Origin of the sequence: Nocardia brasiliensis, from assembly GCF_011801125.1 — a bacterium.
GTDB classification, from domain to species: Bacteria; Actinomycetota; Actinomycetes; order Mycobacteriales; family Mycobacteriaceae; genus Nocardia; species Nocardia brasiliensis_C.
On sequence record NZ_CP046171.1, the window covers coordinates 4,330,490 to 4,356,347 of the forward strand.

1 protein-coding gene is annotated in these 25,858 nt (G+C 70.3%); it reads right to left on the bottom strand.

What is annotated here, in order from left to right:
- A complete protein-coding gene (locus F5X71_RS19640) occupies positions 1 to 25,851 on the bottom strand; it encodes a non-ribosomal peptide synthase/polyketide synthase (protein WP_167463359.1) in 25,851 nt (8,616 codons plus the stop codon).
- Positions 25,852 to 25,858: the final 7 nt, after the last annotated feature.

Below are 25,858 nucleotides of genomic sequence, written 5' to 3' on the forward strand. Positions count from 1 at the left end.
TCACGGTCGGCGGGCCGACTCCACCTCCCGGAGCAAGGTGTTCAGGCGCGGGCCGATCACGGCGGCGGCTTCCGGGTTCATCATCCCGGTGTGCCATTCATCGATCGGGATCTCGTGGATGGTGCCGGTGATATGCCCACGCCAGGTTGCCGCGATCTGATCTCGATAGGACTCGCGGGCGGCGACGAACAGCACGGCGTCACCGTCGAAACGGCCCGGTGCGTGCGGCACCGGCAGCGTGAAGCTCTCCGTCACGCGCCGCACCTGCTGCGGGGTGAGGATGCCTTCGCTGCTGAGCCGCTCCGCGATCAGCGGGAGCAACCGCGCCGGATCGTCGATCTGTGCCGCGTCGTCCATGCCGAGGAATTCCCGCCAGCCGCGCAGGAATTCGGTCAATGCCCGACGACTCTGTGCCGCATCGGCTTCGGTGTCGGGTACCTGTTCGAGGTTCTCCGCGACGCCGGTGTCGACCAGCGCGAGCAGGCCGACCGAGTGCCCCAGGCGACGCAGCCGCGCCGCCATCGCGTGGGCGATCTTTCCGCCGAGCGACCAACCGAGCAGGTGGAACGTGGTTTCCGGGAACGACTTCAGGAGTTCCTCGACGTAACGCTCGGCATAGGCCTCGACTGATTCGAGTCGCGCGCCGTCTTCGACGATGTACGGGTCCTGCAGGCCGTACACGGGCCGGTCCGGGTCCAGGTGTCCCGCGAGCGCCCCGTACACCCAGGCCAGGCCACCGCCGGGATGGACGCAGAACAGCGGGGTGCCCTTGCCCGCGGCGCGCAGCGGCGTCAGCACGCCGAGCGAGACGCCCAGCTCCGACTGCGGCGCCGCCAGATACCGCGCGAGCGAGGCGGGCGTCGAGTCGGCGAAGAGCAGCCGGTAGGGCACCGCGATCCCGGTGCGGGAACGCAAGCGCGACACCAACTTCATGGCCACCACCGAGGTGCCGCCCAGCGTGAAGAAGTCGTCGTCGACACCGACCCGATCGACACCGAGCACCTCGGCGAACACCGCGACCACGGTTTCCTCGAGCGCGGTCGAGGGCGCTCGATACGGCCGCACCGCACCCTCCGGTGCGGGCAGCGCGCGGCGATCGACCTTTCCGTTCGCGGTCAGCGGCAAGGCGTCGAGCACGGTGACGGTGTCGGGCACCATGAACGACGGCAACCGTCGCGCCACCGCCTGCCGGATCGCCGCCGGATCGAGTCGGCTCCCCTGCCCCGCGACCACATAGGCGGCCAACCGCGCACCGCCGGAGTCGACAGCGACTACCGCGTGCCGCACATCGTCCAGATCCGCCATGGCCGCTTCGATCTCGCCGAGTTCCAAGCGTTGTCCGCGAATCTTGATCTGATGGTCGGCGCGGCCGACGAACACCAGTTCGGCCGCGCCGGCACCGACGACCCGCCACCGCACCACATCTCCCGTGCGGTACAGCACCGAGCCAGGCGCCCCGAAGGGATCGGCAACGAAGGAGGCCGCGGACATACCAGCCCGGTTCAGATATCCGCGGGCCACACCCGGACCGGCCACGTACAGCTCACCCGCGGTCCCCGGCGCGACCGAACGCAGCGACGAATCCAGCACCAGCACACGGGCTCCCGGAATCGGGGCACCCACCGACACCGGATCACCGGCACGCAACCGCGCACCGGCGAGCCAGATGGTCGATTCGGTCGGCCCATAGAGGTTGTGCACCTCGCGGACACCGGCGGCATCCGTGCCCGCCCAGAGCCGCACCAGCTCCGGCGGGCATGCCTCGGCGCCGGTCAACAGCATCCGCAGCTCGTCGAGCCCGCCCGGGTCGACCGAAAGAGCGACCGCGGGTGCGAGGAAGGCGTGCGTGATGCGCTCGGTGCGCAGCAGTTCGGCCAGCGGCTCCCCGGCGAAGACATCGTCCCCGGCGACGACCAAGGCCGCGCCGGCCGGTACCGCGAGCAGCAACTCCAACATCGCCGCATCGAAAGTCCGTGCGGCCACGGCCAATACCCTGGACGCGGCGCCGACCCGGAAGCGCGAACGCTGCACCGCCGCGACGGCGGCCAGGCCCGCATGGGTCACGGACACGCCCTTGGGCGTCCCCGTCGACCCCGACGTGTACACGACGTAGGCCGTGTTGCCGGGACGCACCGTCGCTCTCCGGTCGATATCGCTCACCGGTGCACTGCCGCACCGCGAAAGGTCGAGCCGGTCCAGGTCGATCATCCGAACCTCGGCGTCACCCGCGGCGGAACCAGTACCCACCAGGCCCGAACCTATTGCCGAGAAACCACTTTCACCGCCGAACAGGACGATCTCCGCAGCGCAGTCGGCGAGAATGACGCGGTTGCGTTCGACCGGATGCGCGGGATCGAGGCAGACGAACGCCGCACCGGACTTGGCGACGGCCCACACCGCGCGCAGCCACGTCGCCGACCGCGGGACCGCGAGCGCGACCACGGATTCCGGCCCCGCACCGGCATCGATGAGCATGCGGGCACAGCGATTCGACCACTCGTCCAGCTCGCGATACGTCCACGCCTGTCCGCCGTCGACCACCGCCACCTGATCCGCGTGCTCGGCGGCCGCGTGATCGAGTATCGCGGACAAGGTGACCGGCTCGGGGCCCGCGCCACTGACACCCCACGCGGACACCATCGTTCGCTCGCTCGAGTCGAGCACCTCGATCTCGCGCAGCCGCACCGCGGGATCGCCGACCACCGCGTCGATCACGCGCACCAGCCGCTGCCCCAGCGTGGCGATGGTCCGCTCATCGAAAAGATCAAGGGCGTAGCTCATCCCGATCAGCAGTCCACCATCGGCGGCCGGAGCCTCGGACACGGTGACGGTCAGATCGAATCGTTCCACCTCGATGCCGAGATCCACCGGTGTGCAGCGGATTCCCGGCAACTGCGCGTCGATCAGGTCGAGGTCGAGATGCTGCGCGGCCAGCATCACCTGGAACAGCGGATGATGCGCCTGACTGCGCGGCGGATCGATCGCCTCCACCACCCGTTCGAACGGAACGTCGGCATGGGCGAACGCCGCCAGATCGACGCGGCGGCACTGGTCGAGCAGATCGCCGAACGTCTCGGCCGCGTCGACTCGGGTGCGCAACACCAGCGTGTTGACGAACATGCCGACCAGACCGTCGAGTGCGGCCGCGCCGCGCCCCGCGATCGGCGTACCGATCGCGATATCGCCGCTGCCCGACACTCGCGACAGCAGTGCCGCAAGCGCCGCGTGCAGCACCATGAACACCGTCGAGTGCCGCGCACGCGCGACTCGGTCCACGCCGGCCGCCGTAGCAGGCTCCAGCACAAAGGAATACGTGCCGCCACGCTGCGAGGCCACGGCGGGCCGGACGCGGTCGGCGGGCACGTCCAGCCGATCCGGCAAGCCCGCCAATTGCTTCGTCCAGTACCCGAGTTGCCGTGCCGAGACGCTGTCCGGATCGGTTTCCGTGCCGAGCATTTCCCGCTGCCACAGCGTGTAATCCGCGTACTGCACCGGCAACGCGGCCCACTCCGGTGTCTGCCCTGCCTGGCGCGCGGCGTATGCCTGCGACAGATCGCGCGCCAACGGCCCCAGCGACCATCCGTCCGCCGCGATGTGATGCAGCACCAGCACGAGCACATGCTCGCCGGAACCGCTGTCCAGCAGGGTGACCCGCACCGGGAACTCGGTCGACAGTTCGAATCCACGCCGCGCCAACGGCACTACCGCGTCCACGAGTTCGCCCGCGGCGACGGTGCGCACCTCGACCGGGACGTCGACCTCGTCCGCGGGCACGATCCGCTGACACGGGCTGCCGTCGCGGTCCGGGAACACCGTGCGCAGCGCTTCATGCCGCGCCAGCACATCGCCGATGGCCGCGGTCAGCGCCGCGACATCGAGGGCACCGGTCAACCGCAGTACGAGCGGAATGTTGTAGGCCGGTGAGTCCGGCGCCAACCGGTTGAGGAACCACATCCGCCACTGCGCGAACGACAATGGCAGCCGTTCGGGCCGCTCGCGAGCCGACAACCGCATCCGCACCGGTTCCACCGCGCCGGCCGCGCGCACGGCGAGCGTGCGTGCCAGACCGGCGACGGTCGGTGTATCGAACACCTCCCGCACGCTCACCTCGGTACCCGCCACCGTGCCGAGGCGGGCCGCCACCCGCGTCGCGGACAGCGAATGCCCGCCGAGCGCGAAGAAATCGTCGTCGGCGCCCACCCGGTCGATGCCCAACACCTCCGCGAACGCCGCGGCCACGAGCTCCTCGAACGGTGTCGCGGCGGCCCGATACGGCACGACCGCCCACTCCGGGGCAGGCAGTGCGCGCGGATCCACCTTGCCGTTCGAGGTCAACGGCAGTTCCGCGAGCACCGTGACGACGTCGGGCACCATGAACGACGGCAGGCGGTCCGCCAGTGCCGCCCGGACCGTGTCCGGGTCAGGCGCGTGTCCCGGACCCGGTGTGACGTAGGCGGCCAAGCGCACCGTGCCGCTGCCGTTCTCGGCATCGTCACCGGTGGTGTGCGGGACGACCACCGCCTGGCGCACCTCGGCCAATCCGGCGAGCACGCCCTCGATCTCGCCGAGTTCCAGGCGCTGGGCGCGGATCTTGACCTGCCGGTCGGCGCGGCCGACGAACATCAGTACGCGCCGCTCGCCCGCGGGCACCCAGCGCACCAGGTCGCCCGTGCGATACATCCGGGAACCGGGCGGCCCGAAGGGATCGGCGACGAACGACGACGCCGTCAACGCGCTCCGATCGAGATACCCACGCGCCACACCGCAACCGGCCGTGTACAACTCCCCCACGACGCCCGGTGGCACCGGGCGCAGGCTCGCGTCCAAGACCACCACTCTGACACCGATAATCGGCTCGCCGAGCGAAACCGGTAGGCCTGACCGCAATTCGGCCGCGGTGACCCAGATCGTCGCCTCGCTCGGCCCATACAGGTTGTACAGGGCGCGCACCCCGTCGGCGTCGGTGCCGGACCATTGCCGCACCAGGGCGGGCGGGCACGCCTCGCCTGCGACCATCAGCACCCGCAGCCCATCGAGCCGCTCGGTCGCCAGCGTGGCCGCCACCGCGGGGGTCAGGCACGCGTGCGTCACGCCTTCGGCAGCGATCAACTCGGTCAATGGCGCACCGGCGAAGGCGTCACCGGCGGCGACGACCAATGTCGCACCGGCGCAGGCGACCGCGGTCAACTCGAACACCGCCGCATCGAAAGTCCTTGCGGCGACGGCCAGCATCCGGGCGTCCGGGCCGAGGTCGAACCGCTCCCACTGGGCGGCGGCGACCGCGGCCAAGCCGGAGTTGGTGACCGCGACGCCCTTCGGTTTACCGGTGGTTCCCGAGGTGTATACGACGTATGCGGTGTTCTCGGGCCGTACCGGAGCACGCCGGTCATCGTCGGTCACCGGTATGTCGCTGTAGTCGAGCAGATCGAGCCGAGCCACATCGAGCACCGGAGTTCCGTCGCGATGCAGCTGAGCCCGATCCAATCCGGCGGTGTCGCCGTCGGATTCGCCGTCGACGAGCACCACCGTCGCGGCGACGTCGCCGAGAACGAACCGATTGCGCTCCCACAGTTGTGCGGGATCGACGGAGACGAAGGCGGCACCGGTCTTCGCGACCGCCCACACCGCACGCACCCAGGCCGACGAGCGCGGCACCGCGATCGCCACCACGGTTTCCGGCCCCGCGCCCTGATCGATCAGCGCTCGCGCGAATCGGTTCGACCAGCGATCCAATCCCCGATAGGTCAGGCGGTGCCGGGCATCCACCACCGCGTGCCGATCCGGGTGCGCCGCGGCCACCGCGGAAAGCATCTCGCCCAGGGTGCGCGGATCCGGTGCGGTGCCACCATCGCCCCACGCCCGCAACAATTCTCGCTCGCCGGTATCGAGCACTTCGAGATCACGCAGCACGGCGGTGGGATCGGCCACCACCGCGCGCAGTATCCGCACGAGTCGATGTGCCAGGTCCGCGACCGTCGAGCGGTCGAAAAGGTCTGTCGCGTAACCGATGGTGATCGGGATCGCGCCGGTCGAATCCGGCAGGTCGGCGACAGTGAAGGACAGGTCGAAGCGTTCGACGCCGGTGTCGAGCCGCATCGGCGCGACCCGGATGCCGGGCAGTTGCGCCGAGGCCGGATCCAGGTCGAGGTTCTGGAATGCCAGCATCACCTGGAACAGCGGGTGGTGCGCCTGCGAGCGGGGCACATCGATGGCCTCCACCACGCGCTCGAACGGAATGTCGGCGTTGGCGAAGGCCTCGAGATCCACCCGGCGCACCTCGTCCAGCAGGGCGGTGTACGAGCGGGTTTCGTCGATCCGGGTCCGCAACACCAGGGTGTTGACGAACATGCCGATCACATCGTCGAGCGCGGCCGCGCCCCTACCCGCGATCGGCGTGCCGACGGTGATGTCGTCGCTGCCGGACATCCTGGACAGCACCAGCGCCAGCGCCGAATGGAACACCATGAACACCGTCGTCTCGCTCGCGTTCGCCAGTGCGCCGATGCCCGCGAACAATTCGGCGTCCAGCACGAACGAGTAGCTGCCGCCTGCCTGCGAGGCGACCGATGGTCGCGGCCGGTCGGCAGGCAGCTCCAGCCGGTCCGGTGCACCCGCCAAATGCGCTGTCCAATAGGACAGCTGGCGTGCCGCCAGGGACCCGGGATCGGTTTCCGAACCCAGCACGCGACGTTGCCACAGCGCGTAATCCACGTACTGGACCGGCAACGGGCTCCATTCCGGAGCCAGCCCGGACCGGCGCGCGGTGTACGCGGCGGACAGGTCGCGCGCCAACGGCGCCAGCGACCACCCGTCCGCGGCAATGTGATGGATCGCCATGGCCAGCACGTACTCCCCCGCACCACAGTCCAGCAGCGTGACACGCAGCGGAAGCTCGTGCGAGAGGTCGAAACCGTGCCGCACGGCGTCGGCGGCCGCTGCGGTGAGTTCCGCGGGCGCCACCGACCGCACCTCGATGGGCACCGTGGTGTGGTCGGCAGGCAGTACCCGCTGCGACGGTGTCCCCTCGTCGTCGGGGAAGACGGTGCGCAGGCTCTCGTGCCTGCGCACCACGTCGCCGAGCGCGGCGCTCAGCGCCGCGGTGTCCAACTCGCCGGTCAACCGCAGCACCAGCGGGATCGTGTAACCCGCTGCGGCGCCATGGAATCGGTTGATGAACCACATCCGCAGCTGCGCGAACGACAGCGGCACCCGCTCGGGCCGCTCCTGTGCCACCAGCTCGGGCTGGGCCGCCGCGACGCCACCGGCCGCCGCCAACACCAGCGCCAGCCGCGCGGGGGTCGGCGCCTCGAAGACCTCGCGCACACCGATCCGCACACCCGCGCTCGCGGACAACCGCGACGCCGCCCGCATCGCCGAGAGCGAATGCCCGCCGAGTGCGAAGAAGTCGTCGTCCGCGCCGATCCGGTCCACCCCGAGCAGCTCGGCGAACGCCTCCGCGACCAACCGCTCGGCCGGGGTCTCCGGTTTCCGGTAGGTCCGCGTGCGCTGTTGCGGTTCCGGCAGTGCCGCGCGGTCCAATTTGCCGCTGACCGTGAGCGGCAGCTCGGTCAGCACCACGCACGCGTCAGGCACCATGTGCGCGGGCAGTTGCTGCCCGGCGGCCGCGAGCACTCGATCCGGCTCGATATCGGCGCCGACGAGGTAGGCGATGAGCCGTTCGGATTCCGCGCGGTGCACCACTACGGCGCGCGTCACCCCGTCCTGTCGCGCGAGCACCGCTTCGATCTCACCGAGTTCGATCCGCTGCCCACGCACCTTGACCTGGAAGTCGTTGCGACCCAGGAACTCCAGCTCGCCGTCCGCGGTCCAGCACACCAGGTCACCGGTCCGGTACAGCCGAGAGCCCTGGCACCCATACGGATTCGCCACGAAGGTCGCGGCACTCAGTGCGGGCCGGTTCAGGTAGCCCCTCGCCTGCTGGATACCACCGAGATACAGCTCACCACGCACGCCGACCGGCACCGGCCGCAGCAGCGCGTCCAGCACGACCGCCTCGACACCGCGGATCGGCCTGCCCAGTGTCACCGGCGCATCGGGAGCCATCGGCTCGCTGATGGTCGTGACTATGACCGTCTCGGTCGGCCCGTACGCGACATAGAGCTGCCGCCCCGGTGCCCAGGCCGCGACCAGTTCCGCGGGCACCCGTTCGCCACCGGTGACGAGCACCCGCAGCGACGGCAAGTCGGCGGGCGACATGGTCGCCAGCACGCTCGTCGTCACGAACGCGTGCGAAACCCGTTGCGTGCGAATAATCTCCGTGAGTTGCGCGCCACCGAAGATGTCCGGCGGCGAGACGACCAGCGCCGCGCCGTTCGGGTGCGCCATCAGCAGTTCCATCATGACGGCGTCGAAACCCGGTGCCGAGACCGCGAGTACGCGAGCGCTCGCGTCCACGCGGTACCGCGCACGCTGCTCGGCGGTGAAGTTCGCCAGGCCCTCGTGCGTGACCACCACACCCTTCGGCGTACCCGTAGACCCGGAGGTATAGACCACGTAGGCAACGTGTCCCGGGTGGAGCGGGCCGGTCCGGTCCGCGTCGGTCACCGCGTCGGCGGGGAACTGCGCGAGCCGCGCGGGCAGGTCCGGGGCGTCGAGCAGCACTCGCTCCAGCGCGCCGGGCACCGTGGCGGCGGTCTCGGTCACCGACATCGCCAGGCGCACACCGGCGTCGGCGGTCATGCCGGTGACCCGATCCAACGGATGGCGCGGGTCGATCGGCACGAAGGCGGCACCGGCCTTGGTCACCGCCCACAGTCCGGCGAGGAACTCGACGCCACGCGGCATCGCCAGCGCGACCGCGTCACCCGGACCGACGCCGCGGCCGATCAGCAACCGCGCCAACCGGTTCGAGTAGCTCTCCAACTCGCCGAAGCTCAGCGTCACCGGGCCCGACACCACCGCGGGCGCGGCGGGATCGACGGCGGAGCCTGCCGCGAGCAGGTCAGCGAGTACCCGCGGCGGCTGCGCGGCACCGCCGCGCACCGGGACGAGCCGAGCCCGCTCAGCTGAGGTCAACAGATCGATCGATTCCGCCGCGACCGAGGCATCGGCCGCGATCGCCGCCAGCACACGCACCAGCCGATCGGCGCAGGCCTGAACCTGCGCGTGCGCGAAAATGCCCGGCCGGTACTGCATGTGCGCCCGGAAGCGCTGCCCCTTGGCCACCACCAGCGCGAGGGGATAGTGCGCTGAGTCGTTCGAACGCAGCCCTTCGACCCGCATACCGTCGACCGCCGCGGCCTGCGCCGCGAGCGCGGCCTCGTCGACCGGGTAGGACTCGAACACCAGCACCGTGTCGAACAGAGTCGAAACACCCAGTGCGGCGTGGATATCCGTCAACCCGACATGGTGGTGCTCCAGCAGTGCCGACTGTTCGGACTGCACCCGACGCAGCAGCGCGCCGAGCGTTTCACCCGAACCGCGGCGGACTCGCACGGGAATGGTGTTGATAAACAAGCCGACCGCGGATTCGATGCCGGGCAGCTCGGCGGGCCGTCCGGACACCGTCGTCCCGAATACGACATCGTCGCGACCGGCCAGATAGCCGACGACAATGGCCCACGCCACCTGGAACACGGTGTTCACCGTGACCCCGGCGGCCGCCGCCGCGGCGACCAGCCGGTCGATACCCACCTCGTCGAATTCCACCGCGACAGAGTTCGTTCGCGCCGCCGGGTCCGATGCCGCGCCACGTGGGCTCAACAGCGTCGCCTCGGCGCCGTCCAGCGCGTGCCGCCACGTCCGCAGCGAGGCGTCCGAATCCTGTCTGGCCAGCCAGTCGAGGTAGGACCGGTAAGCCGCCTGCGGCTCCGCGAGCGCCACGTCGTCCGGATTCGCGTACGCGGCCAGCAGCGTCCGCAGCAGCGTCGGCATCGACCAGCCGTCGAACAGCACGTGATGGTACGAGAGCACCAGCGTGTACCGGCCCGCGCCGGTCGCGATCAGTGTGCACCGCATCAGCGGCGCCGTGGCGAGATCGAACGGCTCCGCCTTGTCCCGATCCAGCACGTCCGCCAGCGCGGCTTCGGCTTCCGCCTCCGCCACGGCACGCAGATCCACCTCGCGCCACGGCAGGCGCGCCTCGTCGAGGACGAATTGCACGCCGACACCCGCGATGTCGGCGCCGAACGCCACTCGCAGATTCGGGTACCGCCGCAACAGGACCCCGGTCGCATGCCGCAGACGTGCGGCGTCCACATCGCCGGAGAGCGTGATCGCGAGCTGTACCGCGTACACATCCACCGCCGACTCGGCCAGCTGCGCGTGGAACAGCAGGCCGGTCTGCAATGGCGAGAGCGGCCACACGTCGGCCAGGCTCGGGTACCGCGTCTCCCACGTCGCGATATCGGCCTGTGTCGCCCGCACCAGCGGGAAGTCGGACGGCGTGTACCCACCGGCTTGCGGCCTGGCCGCGATGGCGTGCAGCGCGTCGACCCAGAATCGCGACAGCTCAGCGACTTCCGCGTCGTCGAGCACGGCCTCGCGATAGCCGAAGGTGGCCGACAACCGTCCCTCGGTCACCACCGCGGTGATGTCGACCGTGGCCGTCGCCATGGCGTACAGATCCGCGTCCGCGACCGGAGCGCCGAGTTCGTCGGTAACGGCGAACTCAGCGGTCGTCGCGACGCCGGATGATCCGCTCGACGGCAGCTGCCCGAGGTAGTTGAAGGCGATCTGCGCCGGCAGCGCGGCAGGCAGTGTCCGCGCGGCCTCGGGGTTGAGATAGCGCAGCAGTCCGTAGCCGATGCCGTGATCCGGGATCGCACGCAACTGTTCTTTCGTGCTCTTCACCGCCGCCTCGACCGCCGCACCACCGGCGAAGGCCGCTTCGAGATCGATTCCCGCCAGGTCGATTCGCACCGGATACACGGTCGTGAACCAGCCGACCGTCGCGGTCAGGTCCGCGCCCGCGACGACCTGCTCCTCACGCCCGTGCCCCTCGAGGCGCACCAGTGTCGACGCCTCGGACCCGCCTCGACCGGCCCGCCAGCGCGTCACGGCCAGCGCGAGCGCGGCGACCAGCACATCCTGTACGTCGCCGTGGAAGGCCGCGGGCACCCGCGTCAGCAGTGCCTCGGTGACCCCGGCTGAGACCTCCACTCGCCGAACGCCGATCGTGTCGGCGGCGGATTCGACCGCACGCACGCCGAGGGCCGGGTCCGGCCCGTCGACGATCCCCTGCCACAGCGCGAGCTCCGCCACCCGCCGCGGTGCCCGCGCCGCCTCGGCCAGGCCGTGCGCCCAGCGCCGCATCGAGGTGCCCACCGGCGGCAGCGCGACCGCCGCGCCCGCGCGATACTGCTGCCACGCCGACCGCAGATCCGGCAGCAGGATGCGCCACGAAACTCCGTCCACCACCAGATGATGGCCGACGACGATCAGCTGACCGCCGCGCGAACCGTCGCCGTGCGACACCCAAAGCGCCTGCCACACAACGCCTTCGGCCGGGTTGAGCCGCCCGAGCGCGGCTGCTACCTCGGTCCGCACCAGCTGCCGGCATTGCGCGGGAGCACAGTTCGAGTCCAGTACCACTTGATGCACCAGCGATTCCGCGTCCACCGACCCGCTCGGGCGCGCCTCGAGCTGCCAGTCGTGGCCGTCGTGCCACAGCCGAGCCCGCAGCATGTCATGGCGGTCGAGCACCGCCCGCACGATCGCGACCAGCCCGGCCCGGTCCAGTCCGGCCGGGGCGTTGAGCACGAGCGTCTGGTTGAAGCGCTCGAACCCGCCGCGCTCCACCATCCACCGGACGATCGGCGGGAGCGGCAGCCGCCCGACGCCGCCGCCCGGCAATTCGGCCAGAACGGGTGCGGGATCGACCGATTCGGCGACCCGTGCCAATGCGGCGACCGTGCGTGCCTCGAACACCTGGCGCGGGGTGAACACGACGCCGCGGTCTTTCGCGCGGGCCACCAGCTGGATCGAGACGATGCTGTCGCCACCCATGGCGAAGAAGTCGTCGTCGGCGCCCACCCGATCGACGCCGAGCACTTCGGCGAACACCGTGGCCACCACCTCTTCGGTGGCGTTCGCCGGTGCCCGGTACGTCGTTGTCGCCCACTGCGGTTCCGGCAGCGCGCGCCGATCGATCTTCCCGCTCGTGGTGAGCGGCAGCTCGTCCAGGACGGTGACGGTGTCGGGGATCATGTAGGACGGGAGCTTTCGGGCGGCCGCCTCCCGGAGGGTCGCCGGATCGGGCAACCGGCCCGGCGCGGCGGTGACGTACGCGGCGAGGCGTGCGGTCGCACCCTGGGTGACCTGGGTGACGACGGCGCGCTGCACGTCGTCGAATGCGGCGAGCACACTCTCGATTTCGCCGAGTTCCAGGCGCTGACCACGCAGCTTGACCTGATGATCGGCGCGGCCGACGACCACCAGGGTGCCGCCGTCGGCTTCGGTCGGCAGCCACCGCACCAGATCTCCGGTGCGGTACATGCGCGACCCGGCGGGCCCGAACGGGTCCGCCACGAACGCGGCGCAGGTGGCACCGACCCGGTCGAGATAGCCGCGGGCGACACCGGGACCGGCGACGTACAGCTCGCCGACCACGCCGGGCGGGACCTCGTTCAGCCAGGCATCCAGGACCGTCGCACGGAAGCCGGGAATCGGCGCACCGACCGAGATCGGGTCACCGGCACGCAATCGCGTACCCGACACCCAGACCGTGGCCTCGCTGGGGCCGTAGAGGTTGTGCACAGTGCGCACGCCCGCGGTATCGGTGCCGGACCAGCGTTCCACCAGCGCGGGCGGGCATGCCTCCGCGCCGGTCAGCAGCACCCGGAGATCGTCGAGCCCGGTCGGCTCGACCGACAGCGCCACCATCGGCGACAGGAAGCAGTGTGTGATGCGTTGCGCGCGCAGCAATTGCGCCAGCGGCGGCCCGGCGACGACCTCCTCGGGTGCGACGATCAACGCGGCGCCCGCGGGTATCGCGAGCAACAGCTCGAAGATCGCCGCGTCGAAAGTGCGTGCGGCGACCGCCAATACCCGGGATTGCGACGTCACCCCATGGTCTCGATGGGTGGCCGACCCGATCGCGGACAACCCCGCGTGGGTCACCGCGACGCCCTTCGGGGCGCCTGTCGAGCCCGAGGTGTAGACGATGTAGGCGATGTTGTCCGGCCGTACCGCCGCGCGCCGATCCGCGTCCCCGATCGGGCCCGCGTCCCGCGTCGCCACCTCGACTCCGTCCAGATCGAGCACGGTGGTCCCGGGCAATTCCCACTCCCCGGTTGTCGCGCTGGCCTGTTCGCCACAGGTGAGCACCACGACCGCCGCGCAGTCGGCGAGAATGGCCCGGTTGCGCTCGCGCGGCTGGGCCGGATCGAGGGACACGAAGGCGGCCCCGGTCTTCGCGACCGCCCAGACCGCCCGCAGCCATGCCGCGGAGCGCGGAACAGCAAGCGCGACCACCGTTTCCGGGCCCGCGCCGTGTTCGATCAGCACCCGAGCGCACCGATTCGACCAGTCGTCGAGATCCCGGTAGGTCCATTCCTCCCCCGCGGCCACCACGGCGGGCCGCGCCGGGAATTGCCCGGCGGCATGCCCGAATATCTCGGCCAGTAGCCCCGGCGCCGGGGAGTGCCCACCGTCGGCCCACTCGCGCAACAGCATTCGCTCGTCCACCGCGAGCAGATCCAGAGTGTGCAGACGCAGTGCCGGCTCGGCCGTGACGGCACGCATGATGTGCTGGAAGCGCCGGGCGAACGCGGCGATCGTCGGCCGGTCGAACAGATCCAGCGCGTAACCGATGGTGACCGGCACGGCGCTGGCGAAATCGGTGGCGCCGGAGGGGATGTCGGCGATCGTCACGGTCATGTCGAAGCGCTCGACCCCGATGTCGAGACTCCGCAGCGGCTCGACCCGCAGGCCGGGCAGCCGTGCCAGCTCCAGGTCCAGGTCGAGGTTCTGGAACGCCAGCATCACCTGGAACAACGGGTGGTGCGCCTGGCTACGGGGTGGGTCGACGGCCTCGACCACGCGCTCGAACGGAATGTCGGCGTGCGCGAAAGCATCCAGGTCCACCTGGCGGCACCGGTCGAGCAGATCGGCGAACGACCCCCCGTGATCGACCGTGGTGCGCAGCACCAGCGTGTTTACGAACATGCCGACCAGACCGTCCAGCGCGGACGCACCGCGGCCCGCGATCGGCGTGCCCACCGCGACATCGGCGCTGCCGGACAGGCGGGCCAGCAGCACCGCCAACGCGGCATGCACCACCATGAACACCGTGACCTGCTGATCACGCGCCACCGCGGCGAGGCCGGCGACCGTCGCGGCGTCCAAACCGAACGAATAGGTACCACCGCGCTGCGTGGCCACCACGGGTCGCGGCCGATCGGCGGGCAGTTCCAGACGTTGCGGCAGGTCAGCCAAATGCGCTGTCCAGTAAGCGAGTTGGCGGGCCGCGACACTGTCCTGATCTGTCTGCGCACCGAGCTGCGCGTGCTGCCACAGCGTGTAGTCCGCGTACTGCACCGGCAACGGCGTCCATTTCGGCAGCCCGCCCACGCGCCGCGCGGTGTACGCCAGCGACAGGTCGCGCACCAACGGCGCGATCGACCACCCGTCGGCAACGATGTGATGCAGCACCACGACCAGCAGGTGCTCCTCGGAAGCACTGCGCAGCAGAGCGACTCGCCACGGCGGCCGCGCCGACACGTCGAAGCCCTGTCGCACGATGGCGGCCACCCGGTGGGTGAGCTCGAGCGGATCGACCGGCTCCACGGGCACTGCGACGGGACCGTCGAACGGCAGAATCCGTTGGCACGGTACGCCCCGCTCGTCCGGGAACACCGTGCGCAAGCTCTCGTGTCGCGCCGCGACGTCGCCGAACGCGGCGGACAACGCGGCCGTGTCCAGTGGCCCGCGCAGGCGCAACACCATGGCGACGTTGTAGGCGGGCGACTCGGGCTCGAAGCGGTTGATGAACCACATCCGAGACTGCGCGAACGACAACGGTATTCGATCGGGCCGAGGCTGTGGCACCGGCGCCGAGCTCGGCCCCGCGGAGCGCGCGGCCAAGACCGCGGCCAACCCGGCGGCGGTGGGCGCGTCGAACACGTCGCGCACCTCGACCGTCAGGCCCGTCGCCGCGGCAACCCGGGCCGCCACCCGCGTGGCCGACAGCGAATGCCCGCCCAGCGCGAAGAAGTCGTCCTCGGTACCGACCCGGTCGGCGCCGAGCACCTCGGCGAACACCGCGACGATGATCTCCTCCACCGGCGTCGACGGCGCCCGATAGGTGCGGGTGCGCAGCTGCGGGGCGGGCAGGGCGCGGCGGTCGACTTTCCCGTTCGGTGTCAACGGGAACTCGTCGAGCACGACGACGGCCGCGGGCACCATGAACTCCGGCAGGCGCCGCGCGCTGAACTCCCGGATCTCGGCGACCAGGTCGGCGACGCCGGGGTCGTTGACGTAGCTGCCCAGCGCGGCCAATGGCCCGGTGCTCGGATAGATCTCGTCGAACACGGTGGTCTCGTCGGCACCGTCGACGAACACCGCGTCCATCCGGCCTGCCACCGACGACCAGGTCACCGCGACGGCGAAGCCCAATTCCGCGCCGAGTGCCCGGATCTCGTGCGGCAGCAGGGTGGCGGCCGCATCGTCCAGATCGAGATCGGCGACCCGCTCGTGTTCGGCCGCGCCATCGATGGCGCGCGTCGCCGCGACGTCCAGTGCCGTACCGGTGTGCGGTATGCCGAGCACGCGCAGGGTCGCGGGCCGCTCGGCCAGCAGATGGGCACGAAGACCGTGCAGGTCGACGATTTCGGACCAGGCGCACTGCGGTGCGTCGGCCACCGAGCGCACCCGCGCCGGTGACTTTTGCAGGACCACGTCATAGCGGTAGCGCGTCAGTTCGTTGTCGACGGGTGCGTATTTCAGCTCGATGTCCACCGCGGCCACATCGGCGAGGCGCTCTCGCACCGCGAGGAAGAACTCCGGAGCCACCAGCAATTCCTGTTCGGCCAGCAGCGCGCGCCGCGCCCGCTCACGCACGGCCGCCACGGTGTCCGCGTCGGCGCCCCGGCCGAGCTGGGTGCCGGTGGCGAACTCCCGCAGCAGGGCCAGATTCCGGAGATCGCCGAGGAACAGCGCGCCGCCGGGCAGCAGTAGACCCATGGCCTTCTCGATCACATCGATCAGGTACGCGGCGTTCGGAAAGTACTGCGCTACCGAATTCACCACCACCAGATCGAAGCGGTCCACCGGCAGGTCCGAGACGTCGTCGGCGGACTGCACGCGCAGGCGCACCCGCTCCGCCCAGTCCACCGCCGATTCGGACAGCCGCGCGCGCAGGTTGCCGATGGTCGCCGCCGAGAAGTCGGTGCACCAGTATTCGGCGCACTGCGGGGCCAACCGGGACATCAGCAGGCCCGACCCGACACCGATCTCGAGCACCCGCACCGGCCGCAGCGCGAGAATCCGCGCCACGACCGCGTCCCGCCATTCCCGCATCTGCGCCACCGGAATCGGCTGTCCGGTGTAGCTGCTGTGCCAGCCACCGAAATCCGCGTCCAAGGCCATCGGCTCGGCGACCGCGCGCTCGGTGTCGAGGTAGCTTTCCTTGCCCGCGTACAGATTGTCGTAGACCTGTCGCCAGTGTCCGACAAGCTCGGCGGCCCGATCTCCGTTGTCGGACACCGCGGTTTCCCGGTCGAGCACCACATAGGCGACCAATTGCTTGTCGGCCACGGCCGCGTCGGTCGCCGCGGACCCGGTGTCGCGGGCCAGGACCACGGCTCGCGACACCGCCGGGTGCGCTACCAGGGCCGCCTCGACCTCGCCGGGTTCGATGCGATAGCCGCGCACCTTGACCTGGTCGTCGGCGCGGCCCGCGAATTCCAGTATTCCGTCGCGGGTCCAGCGCACCACGTCGCCGGTACGGTACATGCGTGCGCCGGTACCGTACGGGCAGGCCACGAACCGCTGGGCGGTCAGGCCGTGCCTTCCCGCGTAACCGCGCGCCAATTGCATTCCTGCGACATACAACTCGCCCGCCACGCCCACCGGTACCGGCCGCAGGCGCGAATCCAGCACGAACACCCGCACATTCGGCACCGGCGCGCCGATCGGCACCCGCGCCGCGCCGCTCCACCCGTGCGCGGCACGGATCTCGTGGGTCGACACACAGACCGTGTTCTCGGTCGGCCCATACGCATTGGCGATATCGACGCCCGGCCAGCGGTCCCGGAATCGCGTCACCGCGGCCGGACTCAGCGCATCACCACCGGTGACGACCTGACGCACCGAACCGGCATCGAGACCGGGCTCCGCCGTCGCGAGCAATTCGAACAGGGCGGTCGTCACGAACATCGTGGTCACCCGATCACGCCGCACAGTGCGCAACAGGGCGGCCAGATCGAGCCGATCCGGTGGCGCGACAACGAGCGTCGACCCACCCAGCAGTACGGGCCACAGCTCGTACGCCGACGCGTCGAACGCCATCGACGAATGCAACAACACCCGCCCACCCACACCACCAGGCCACCCATACACCGCCATATTCACCACACCCCGGTGCTCGACCACCACACCCTTAGGCCGCCCCGTCGAACCCGACGTATAAATCACATACGCACCATCACCCCCACACACCACCGGAAGACTTACCGCCACAACACCATCCACGTCAGCGGCGTCCACGCACAGTGCAGACCGGCCGTTCAGGGGCAGCGTGGCCGCCGTGGCGACCGTCGTCACGACGAGGACCGGGTCGGCGTCGGCGAGCACGAATTCGAGCCGGTCACTCGGATACGTCGCGTCGATCGGCAGATACATGCCCCCGGCCGTCACCACGGCCAACACCGCGGCCACCAGGTCCACCGAACGCGGCAACGCGACCGCCACCACCGACCCGCGACGCACGCCACGAGCGACGAGCACCCGCGCCAGATCATCGACCCGCGCGGACAATTCGCGGTAGGTGATCTCCCCGTCCGCGTGCACGACGGCGACGGCCTCGGGCGCGGCCGCGACCTGTCGAGTGAACAGCCGCGGCAGCGACAACGACTCCGGCAGCGGTGCCGCGGTGTCGTTCCAGACCCGCAGCACCCGTTCGCGTTCCGCGGGCGTCAGCACATCCAGCTCGCCGATGGACGTCTCGGGGTGCGTGCTGACCGCGTCGAGCAAACGCAGATAGCGCTCGGCGAGCTCGGCGACGGTGCCGCGGTCGAACAGGTCGGTGGCGTACTCGATGCGCCCGTCCAACAACGGAACCGCGGTCCGGTCCAGCGGATCCACGCGCTCGACCACGTCGACGTGCAGATCGAATTTCGCGGTGCCGGTGATCGCCGGAACGATCTCCACCGCGAGCTCCGGCAGGCGCAGCTCGGGCAGCAGGTTGTTCTGCAGCGCGAACGACACCTGGAACAGCGAGTGATACGCCGGTGAGCGCGTCGGTTGCAGCAGCTCCACCAGCCGTTCGAACGGGGCGTCCTGATTCTCGTAGGCGGTCAACGCCTTTCGGCGAACCTGGTCGAGCACCTGCGCGAAACGCGGGTTGCCGGACAGGTCCACCCGCAGCACCCAGGTATTGACGAAAAAGCCGATCAGATCGTGTGTGGCCTCGTGATTGCGCCCGGCCACCGGCCCACCGATGCAGATGTCCTCGCCCGCACCGACTTGCGCCAGCAGCACCGCGAGCGTGCTCTGCAACAGCATCGACACCGTCACCTGTCGGTCGTGGGCGAACCGGTACAGCCGCTCGCACAGCTCGGCCGAGAAGGCGAACTCGAGGACGTCACCGCAGTTGCTCGCGACCGGCGGGCGCGGGCGGTCGGTCGGCAACGCGATCGGCTGCGGCGCGTCCGCCAGTTCGCGTTCCCAATAGCGGAACTGGGTGGCCAGGACGCTGTCCGGGTCCGACTCCACCCCTAGCGTGTCCCGCTGCCACAGCGCGAAGTCCGCGTACTGCACCGGCAGCGGCGCCCACCCGGGCGCCCGCCCCTGGCCGCGGGCGACATAGGCGGCGGACAGGTCGCGCACGAAGGGCGCGATCGACCAGCCGTCGGCGGCGATGTGGTGCAGGACCAGCACCACGATGTGATCGTCGATATCGTTGCGCAACACCGACACTCGCAGTGGCATCGCGGTCGACACATCGAAGCCGCGCCGCACCAGCCGCCGCAGGGTCGGCTCGAGCGCGCCCGGCTGGACCGTTCGCGTCTCGATCGACACCGCGGCCTGCTCGGGCGGGAGGATCCGCTGGAACGGCACCCCGTCCTCGTCCGGGAATATCGTGCGCAGACTCTCGTGCCGCGCCACCACGTCGGTCAACGCCGCCGACAGCGCGTCCTGATCCAGCGGTCCGCGCAACCGCAGCACCATCGGGATGTTGTAGGCCGGTGAGTCCGATTCGAATCGGTTGATGAACCACAGACGGGACTGGGCATACGACAGTGGCATCCGGTCCGGTCGCGGGCGGGCCGCCAGTACCGGCCGCGCCGAACCGACCGCGGCGTCGCGTTCGGTGAGCGCCTGTGCCAACCGGGCCGGAGTGGGCGCCTCGAACACCTCCCGCACGCCCACCTCGGCCCCGAGCACCGAGGTCAACCGGGCGGCCACCCGCATCGCCGAGAGCGAGTGCCCGCCAAGGGCGAAGAAGTCGTCCTCCGCGCCGACCCGGTCGAGGCCGAGCACCTCGGTGAACACATCGACGATGTGCTGCTCGACCGGTGTCGCCGCGGCGCGGCCCACGGCAATGGCGAATTCCGGCGCGGGCAACGCGCGCCGGTCCACCTTTCCGTTGGGCGTCAACGGCAGTCGGTCGAGAACGACGACCGCCGCCGGGACCATGTACTCCGGCAGCCGCTGCGCCGCGAAGCGCCGCAGTTCGTCGGCCGCGACGGTCTCGGGCCGAGCCCCTGCGGTGCGATCGAGCACGATGTAGCCGATCAGCCGTTTGTCCAGGCCCACAGAATCGACTGCCCGCGTGCCTATCTCGCGGACGACCACCACCGCCTGCGACACCGCCGGGTGCGCGGTCAGCGCGTTCTCCACCTCGCCGGGTTCGATCCGATACCCGCGCACCTTGACCTGTTCATCGGCACGGGTAACGAATTCCAACACCCCGGCACGGGTCCAGCGCACGACGTCACCGGTCCGGTACATGCGCGCGCCGGTCCCGAACGGACAGGCGGCGAATCGCTCCGCGGTCGCGCCCGGTCGATTCCGGTAGCCACGGGCCAATTGCACTCCGGCCACGTACAATTCGCCCGCCACACCGACCGGTACCGGCCGCAGACGCGAATCCAGCACGTACACCCGCATATTCCCCACGGGCCCGCCGATCGGCACACTGCCCGCGTCCGCCCACTCCCGCGACTCGGCGAGCTCGTAGGTCGACACGCACACCGTGTTCTCGGTCGGCCCATAAGCATTGACCACATCGATGCCCGGCCACCGGTCCCGGAATCGGGCTGCCGCGGCCGACCGCAGCGCGTCACCGGCGGTGACCACCCGGCGGACCGCGCCGAGCCGCACCTGCGGCTCCGCGCTCGCCAGGATCTCGAACAGCGGTGTCGTCACGTACAGATCCGTCACGCCATGGCGGGTCACCGTCCGGCTCAGCTGCGCGACATCGGCACGACCGGGCGGTGCGATCACGAGTGTCGCCCCCGACAACAACGCGGGCCACAGCTCATACGCCGACGCGTCGAACGCCATCGACGAATGCAACAACACCCGACCACCCACACCACCAGGCCACCCATACACCGCCATATTCACCACACCACGGTGCTCGACCACCACCCCCTTAGGCCGCCCCGTCGAACCCGACGTATAAATCACATACGCACCATCACCCCCACCAACCACCGGAAGACCCACCGCCACACCACCATCCACGTCAGCCAAGCGCAGCACGGGCCGCTCCCCCAGCGGCAGACCGTCCGCCACGCCGGCGGTCGTGACCACGAGCGCCGGATCGGCGTCGGCGAAGATGAACTCCAGCCGCTCACTCGGGTACTCCGGATCGATGGGCAGGTAGACACCGCCGGCGACCACCACGGCCAAGATCGCCGTCACCAGGTCCACCGAACGCGGCAACGCGACCGCCACCACCGACCCGCGACGCACGCCACGAGCGACGAGCACCCGCGCCAGATCATCGACCCGCGCGGACAATTCCGCGTAGGTCAGCTCGTCGTCCCCGCAGCACAGCGCGACCGCCGTCGGAGCCGCGGCGACCCGCTCCCGGAACGCGGCCACGATCGTGGTCGCCGGGGTCTGCGCCGCCACCGGCGAGTTCCAGTGCGTCAGCAGCTGTTCGCGCTCGGCGTCGTCCAGGAGATCGATATCGGCGATCGCGGCGGTGGGGTCCGTGCTCACCGCCCGCAGGACGCGGGTGAAGCGCTCGGCGATGCCGGTCACCGTGCACCGGTCGAACAGGTCGGTGGCGTACTCGACCCGGCCCGCCAACACCGCGGGCGCGTCCACGGTGCCGGGCATCTCGATCAGATCGATGTGCAGATCGTTCTTGGCGCTCGCGGTCGAGCAGGACAGGAATTCGGCGGCCAGGCCCGGCAGTTCGAGCGTGGGCAGGCCGTCGTTCTGCAATTCCAGCGACACCTGGAACAGCGGGTGATAGGCCGTCGACCGGACCGGATTGAGCAGCTCGACCAGTCGCTCGAAGGGCGCGTCCTGATTCTCGTAGGCCGACAGCGCTTTACAGCGGACCTGGTCGAGCACCTGCTCGAAGCACGGTGCGCCGGACAGATCGACCCGCAGCACCCAGGTATTGACGAAGAATCCCACCAGGTCCCGCAGCGCGGGATCGGTGCGCCCGGCGACCGGCGCGCCGATCGAGACGTCCGTGCCCGCGCCGAGCCGCGAGAGCAGCACCGCCAGCGCCGCCTGCAACACCATCGACGCACTGACCCGACGCTCCCGGGCCAGGCGATACAGGGCCTCGCGCAGGGGCGCGTCGACGGTGAATTCGACTACGTCACCGCGATTGCTCACCACCGGGGGGCGCGGCCGATCGATGGGCAGCGCGAGCGGTTGCGGCGCGTCGGCCAATTCCGCTGTCCAATAACGATATTGGCCTGCAAGCATACTGTGTTCGACGGTTTCGGTGCCGAGCAGTTCGCGCTGCCACAGCGCGTAATCGGGATACTGCACCGGCAGCGGGGCCCACTGCGGCTCCCGGCCCGCGCACAGATCCGCGTATGCCATGGCGAGGTCGCGCACCAGCGGGGCCATCGACAGACCGTCCGCGGCGATATGGTGCAACACCAGCACCAGGACCTGCTCGCCGGCGCCGCACCGCAGTACCGACGCCCGCAACGGCAGTTCGACGCCCAGATCGAAGCCGCGCCGCACCCGCTGGGCCACCGCCGCGTCCCGCTCCGCCGGATCGATGACGCTCACCTCGAGTTCGGGCACGGCCAGCGCGCTCGGCAGCACCTCCTGACAGGGCACGCCGTCCAGGTCCGGGTAACGCGTGCGCAGCGCTTCGTGGCGCGCGAGCACGGCACCGAGCGCCGCACGCAACGCCGCGGTGTCCAGCGCACCGATGAGCCGGAAGACCAATGGCACGTTGTATGTCGGCGACTGGGGTTCGAATCGGTTGATGAACCACATGCGTGCCTGCGCGAACGACAACGGAATTCGCGCGGGCCGCTTCCGCGCGACGAGCTCGGGCCGCGCCGGTCCCGCCTCGGTATCGCGCTCGCTGAGCAGGACGGCAAGCCCGACGGCGGTCGGTGCGTCGAAGACATCGCGCACGCCGACCGCGCGGCCGGTCAGCTCGGTGAGCTGGGCGGCCACCCGCGTCGCCGAGATCGAGTGCCCGCCACGGGCGAAGAAGTCGTCGTCGGCGCCGACGCGGTCCACCCCGAGCGCCTCGGCGAACGCGACGGCGACGAGCTCCTCGAACGGCGACGCCGGGGCGCGGTACGCGGCGACCGACCGGCGCGGTGCGGGCAGCGCGCGGCGATCCAGCTTTCCGCTCGAGGTCATCGGCAATTCGTCGAGCACCGTGACGATGTCGGGGACCATGTACGAGGGCAGTCGGCGCGCGGTCTCCCGACGAACGGATTCGACATCGATGACCTGACCCGGCACTGCCGTCAAATAGGCTGCCACACCGATGCTTTCGTGCCCATCGGCGCCGAACGTGGTGACCACGGCGTGGCGGACCTCGTCCAGCCGGGCCAGCGCGGCTTCGATCTCACCGAGTTCGATGCGCTGGCCCCGAATCTTGATCTGCGCGTCGGCTCGGCCGACGAATATCAGTGCCGCACGCTCGGAGTCGCTCCGTTCCCAGCGCACCATGTCACCGGTGCGGTACATCCGCGTCCCCGCCGGTCCGTGCGGATCGGCCACGAACGACGCCGCGGTCAACGCGGCCCGGCCGAGGTAGCCGCGGGCCACCCCCGGACCGCTGACATACAACTCCCCCGCCGCACCGAACGGCACCGGCCGCAGCCACACGTCCAGAACCGCGATCCGAACCCCGGGTATCGGACTCCCCAGCGACACCGCGTCCCCGGGACGCAACGCCGCGCCGGTGACCCAGATGGTGGCCTCACTGGGCCCATACAGGTTGTAGAGCAACCGATCTCCGGCGGCGTCGCCCGCCGACCATTGCCGTACCAGCGCGGGCGGGCAGGCCTCACCGGCGATCATGAGCACGCGCAGCCGGTCGAGGCGCCCAGCGTCGAGTGTCGCCGCGACGGCGGGTGTCAAACATGCATGCGTCACTTCCTCGGCACGCAACAGCTCCGTCAATGCCGCGCCCGCGAAGACGTCGACGGGGGCGAGCACCAGTGCCGCCCCGACCGACAGCACCGACAGCAGTTCGAACACCGCCGCGTCGAAAGTGCGTGCCGCCACTGCCGATACCCGCGAATCGGCATCCATCCGATACCGCTGCCCGAGGGTGGTCGAGATCGCGGACAACCCGGCATGGGTGACGGCAACACCTTTCGGGGTCCCCGTCGAACCCGAGGTGTAGACGATGTACGCGGTATTGCCGAGCCGCACCGCACCCCGTCGGTCCGCGTCGGTGAGCGGCGCCGCCTCGAACGCGCCGAGCTCGAGGCGGTCTAGGTCGCACACCCGCGACACGTCGTCGACCAATTCGGCTGCACCCTCGGCCGTTTCACCGCCGGTAAGCACCATCGAGGCGCGGCAGTCGGCCAGGATGGTCCGGTTACGCTCGACCGGATGGGCCGGGTCAAGGGCCACGAACGCGGCACCGGTCTTGGCGAGCGCCCATACCGCCCGCACCCACGCCCCCGAGCGCGCGAGCGCCACCGCGACCGTGGTCTCCGGCCCGGCACCGGCGGCGATCAACGCCCTCGCACAGCGATTCGACCACTCGTCCAGCTCGTGATAGGTCCAGGTGCGCGTCGCCTCCCGGACCGCGATTCGCTCCCCGTGCGCACGGGCCGCGCGAGAAAGCATGTCGGGCAACGTGATCGGCTCGGGCCCCAGCCCACCGTCGCCCAGCTCCCGCAGCGACCGGCGTTCGCCGGAGTCGAGCAGGTCGACCGCGCGCACCGGAACCTCGGGCGCCGTGCGCAGGAAGCTGTCCAGGAACCCCAGGAAACGCCGGTGCTGAGCGGCGACCTGGTCCCGGGTGTACACAGCGGGATTGGCGAAGAAGTCGACCCGGGTACTTTCGCCGCCTACCGCCGGATAGACGTTCACCGACAGGTCGGAGATCAGGCCGGGGCTCAGTACCCGCAGTCGCCCGGTGATATCGCCGAGGACGATCTTCGTGTCCAGGATCATCAGGTCGACCATCGGCCCGGCCGCCTGCGGAAGGTGGCGCGCGGCAACCGATTCCGAGTCCTGCAGCATGTCCTCGTGCCGGTACCGCTGTGCGCGCAGCACCTCCATGAGCGTGCGCTGGGTCTGCGCGAGCAGTGCGCCCGTGCTCATCCCGGGGGTCACGGTGATCCGGAACGGCACCACATTCGCGGTCATCCCCCCGGAGCGGCTCATCGATGCGGTGACCCGGGCGGACACCGGCAGGCTCAGCACCACGTCATCAGTGCCGGTCATACGCGCCAGATACAGCCCGAACGCCGCGAGGACGAACACCGCCGGTCCGGCCGCACGGGTCTCGACGGCGCTACGCAGCGCGCGGTCGGTGTCCACCGGCAGCAACGCGCTCACCGCCAGCGGGTGCGCTTCGGCGAGCGCGACCCGATCACCCAGCGTGACCGGCTCGGGAAGCTCGGCCACGTACTTGGACCAGAACACGCGATCGTCGTCGAAACGTTGCGAGGCACGGTATTGCTCGTCGGCCGCGACGATGTCGCCGAGCAGTCGAATCTTCGGCGCCTCCGGCTCGATGCCCTCGACCGCGGCGGTGTAGAGCCGCGCGCTGCGGGTGAGGATGTTCAGCGCGGCGATGCCGTCCAACACGATGTGGTGGGCGCGCAGATACCAGAACCACCGATGCTCGGCGACCCGCACCAGCGCACCGAGCACCACCGGCCCCTGCCGCAGATCGATAGGTGTGCGATAGTCGCGGTCCATCCAATCTCGCGCCGCGGCAACCGGATCGGACGCCGCGGTGTAGTCCACGTGCCGGACCACGCTGTCGGCGGTCTCGGCCACCAGCTGGCGCTGCTGTCCGTCCACCTCCACCACGCGCATGCGGCTGACTTCGAATTCGTCGAGTGCGCGCTGGAACGACTCGATGAGCAGCGCGGGATCGAGCGCACCGTCGAGTTCGAGATACAGCGCGTTGGTCAACGGCGTCGCGCCTGCCATCTGCTGCAACAGCTGGATCGCGCGCTGCGCCGCGGTCAGCGGATACGTCGTCGCCCGACGGGCATGGGCATGCAGGGGTGATTCGTGGTCGAGCATCCCGCCT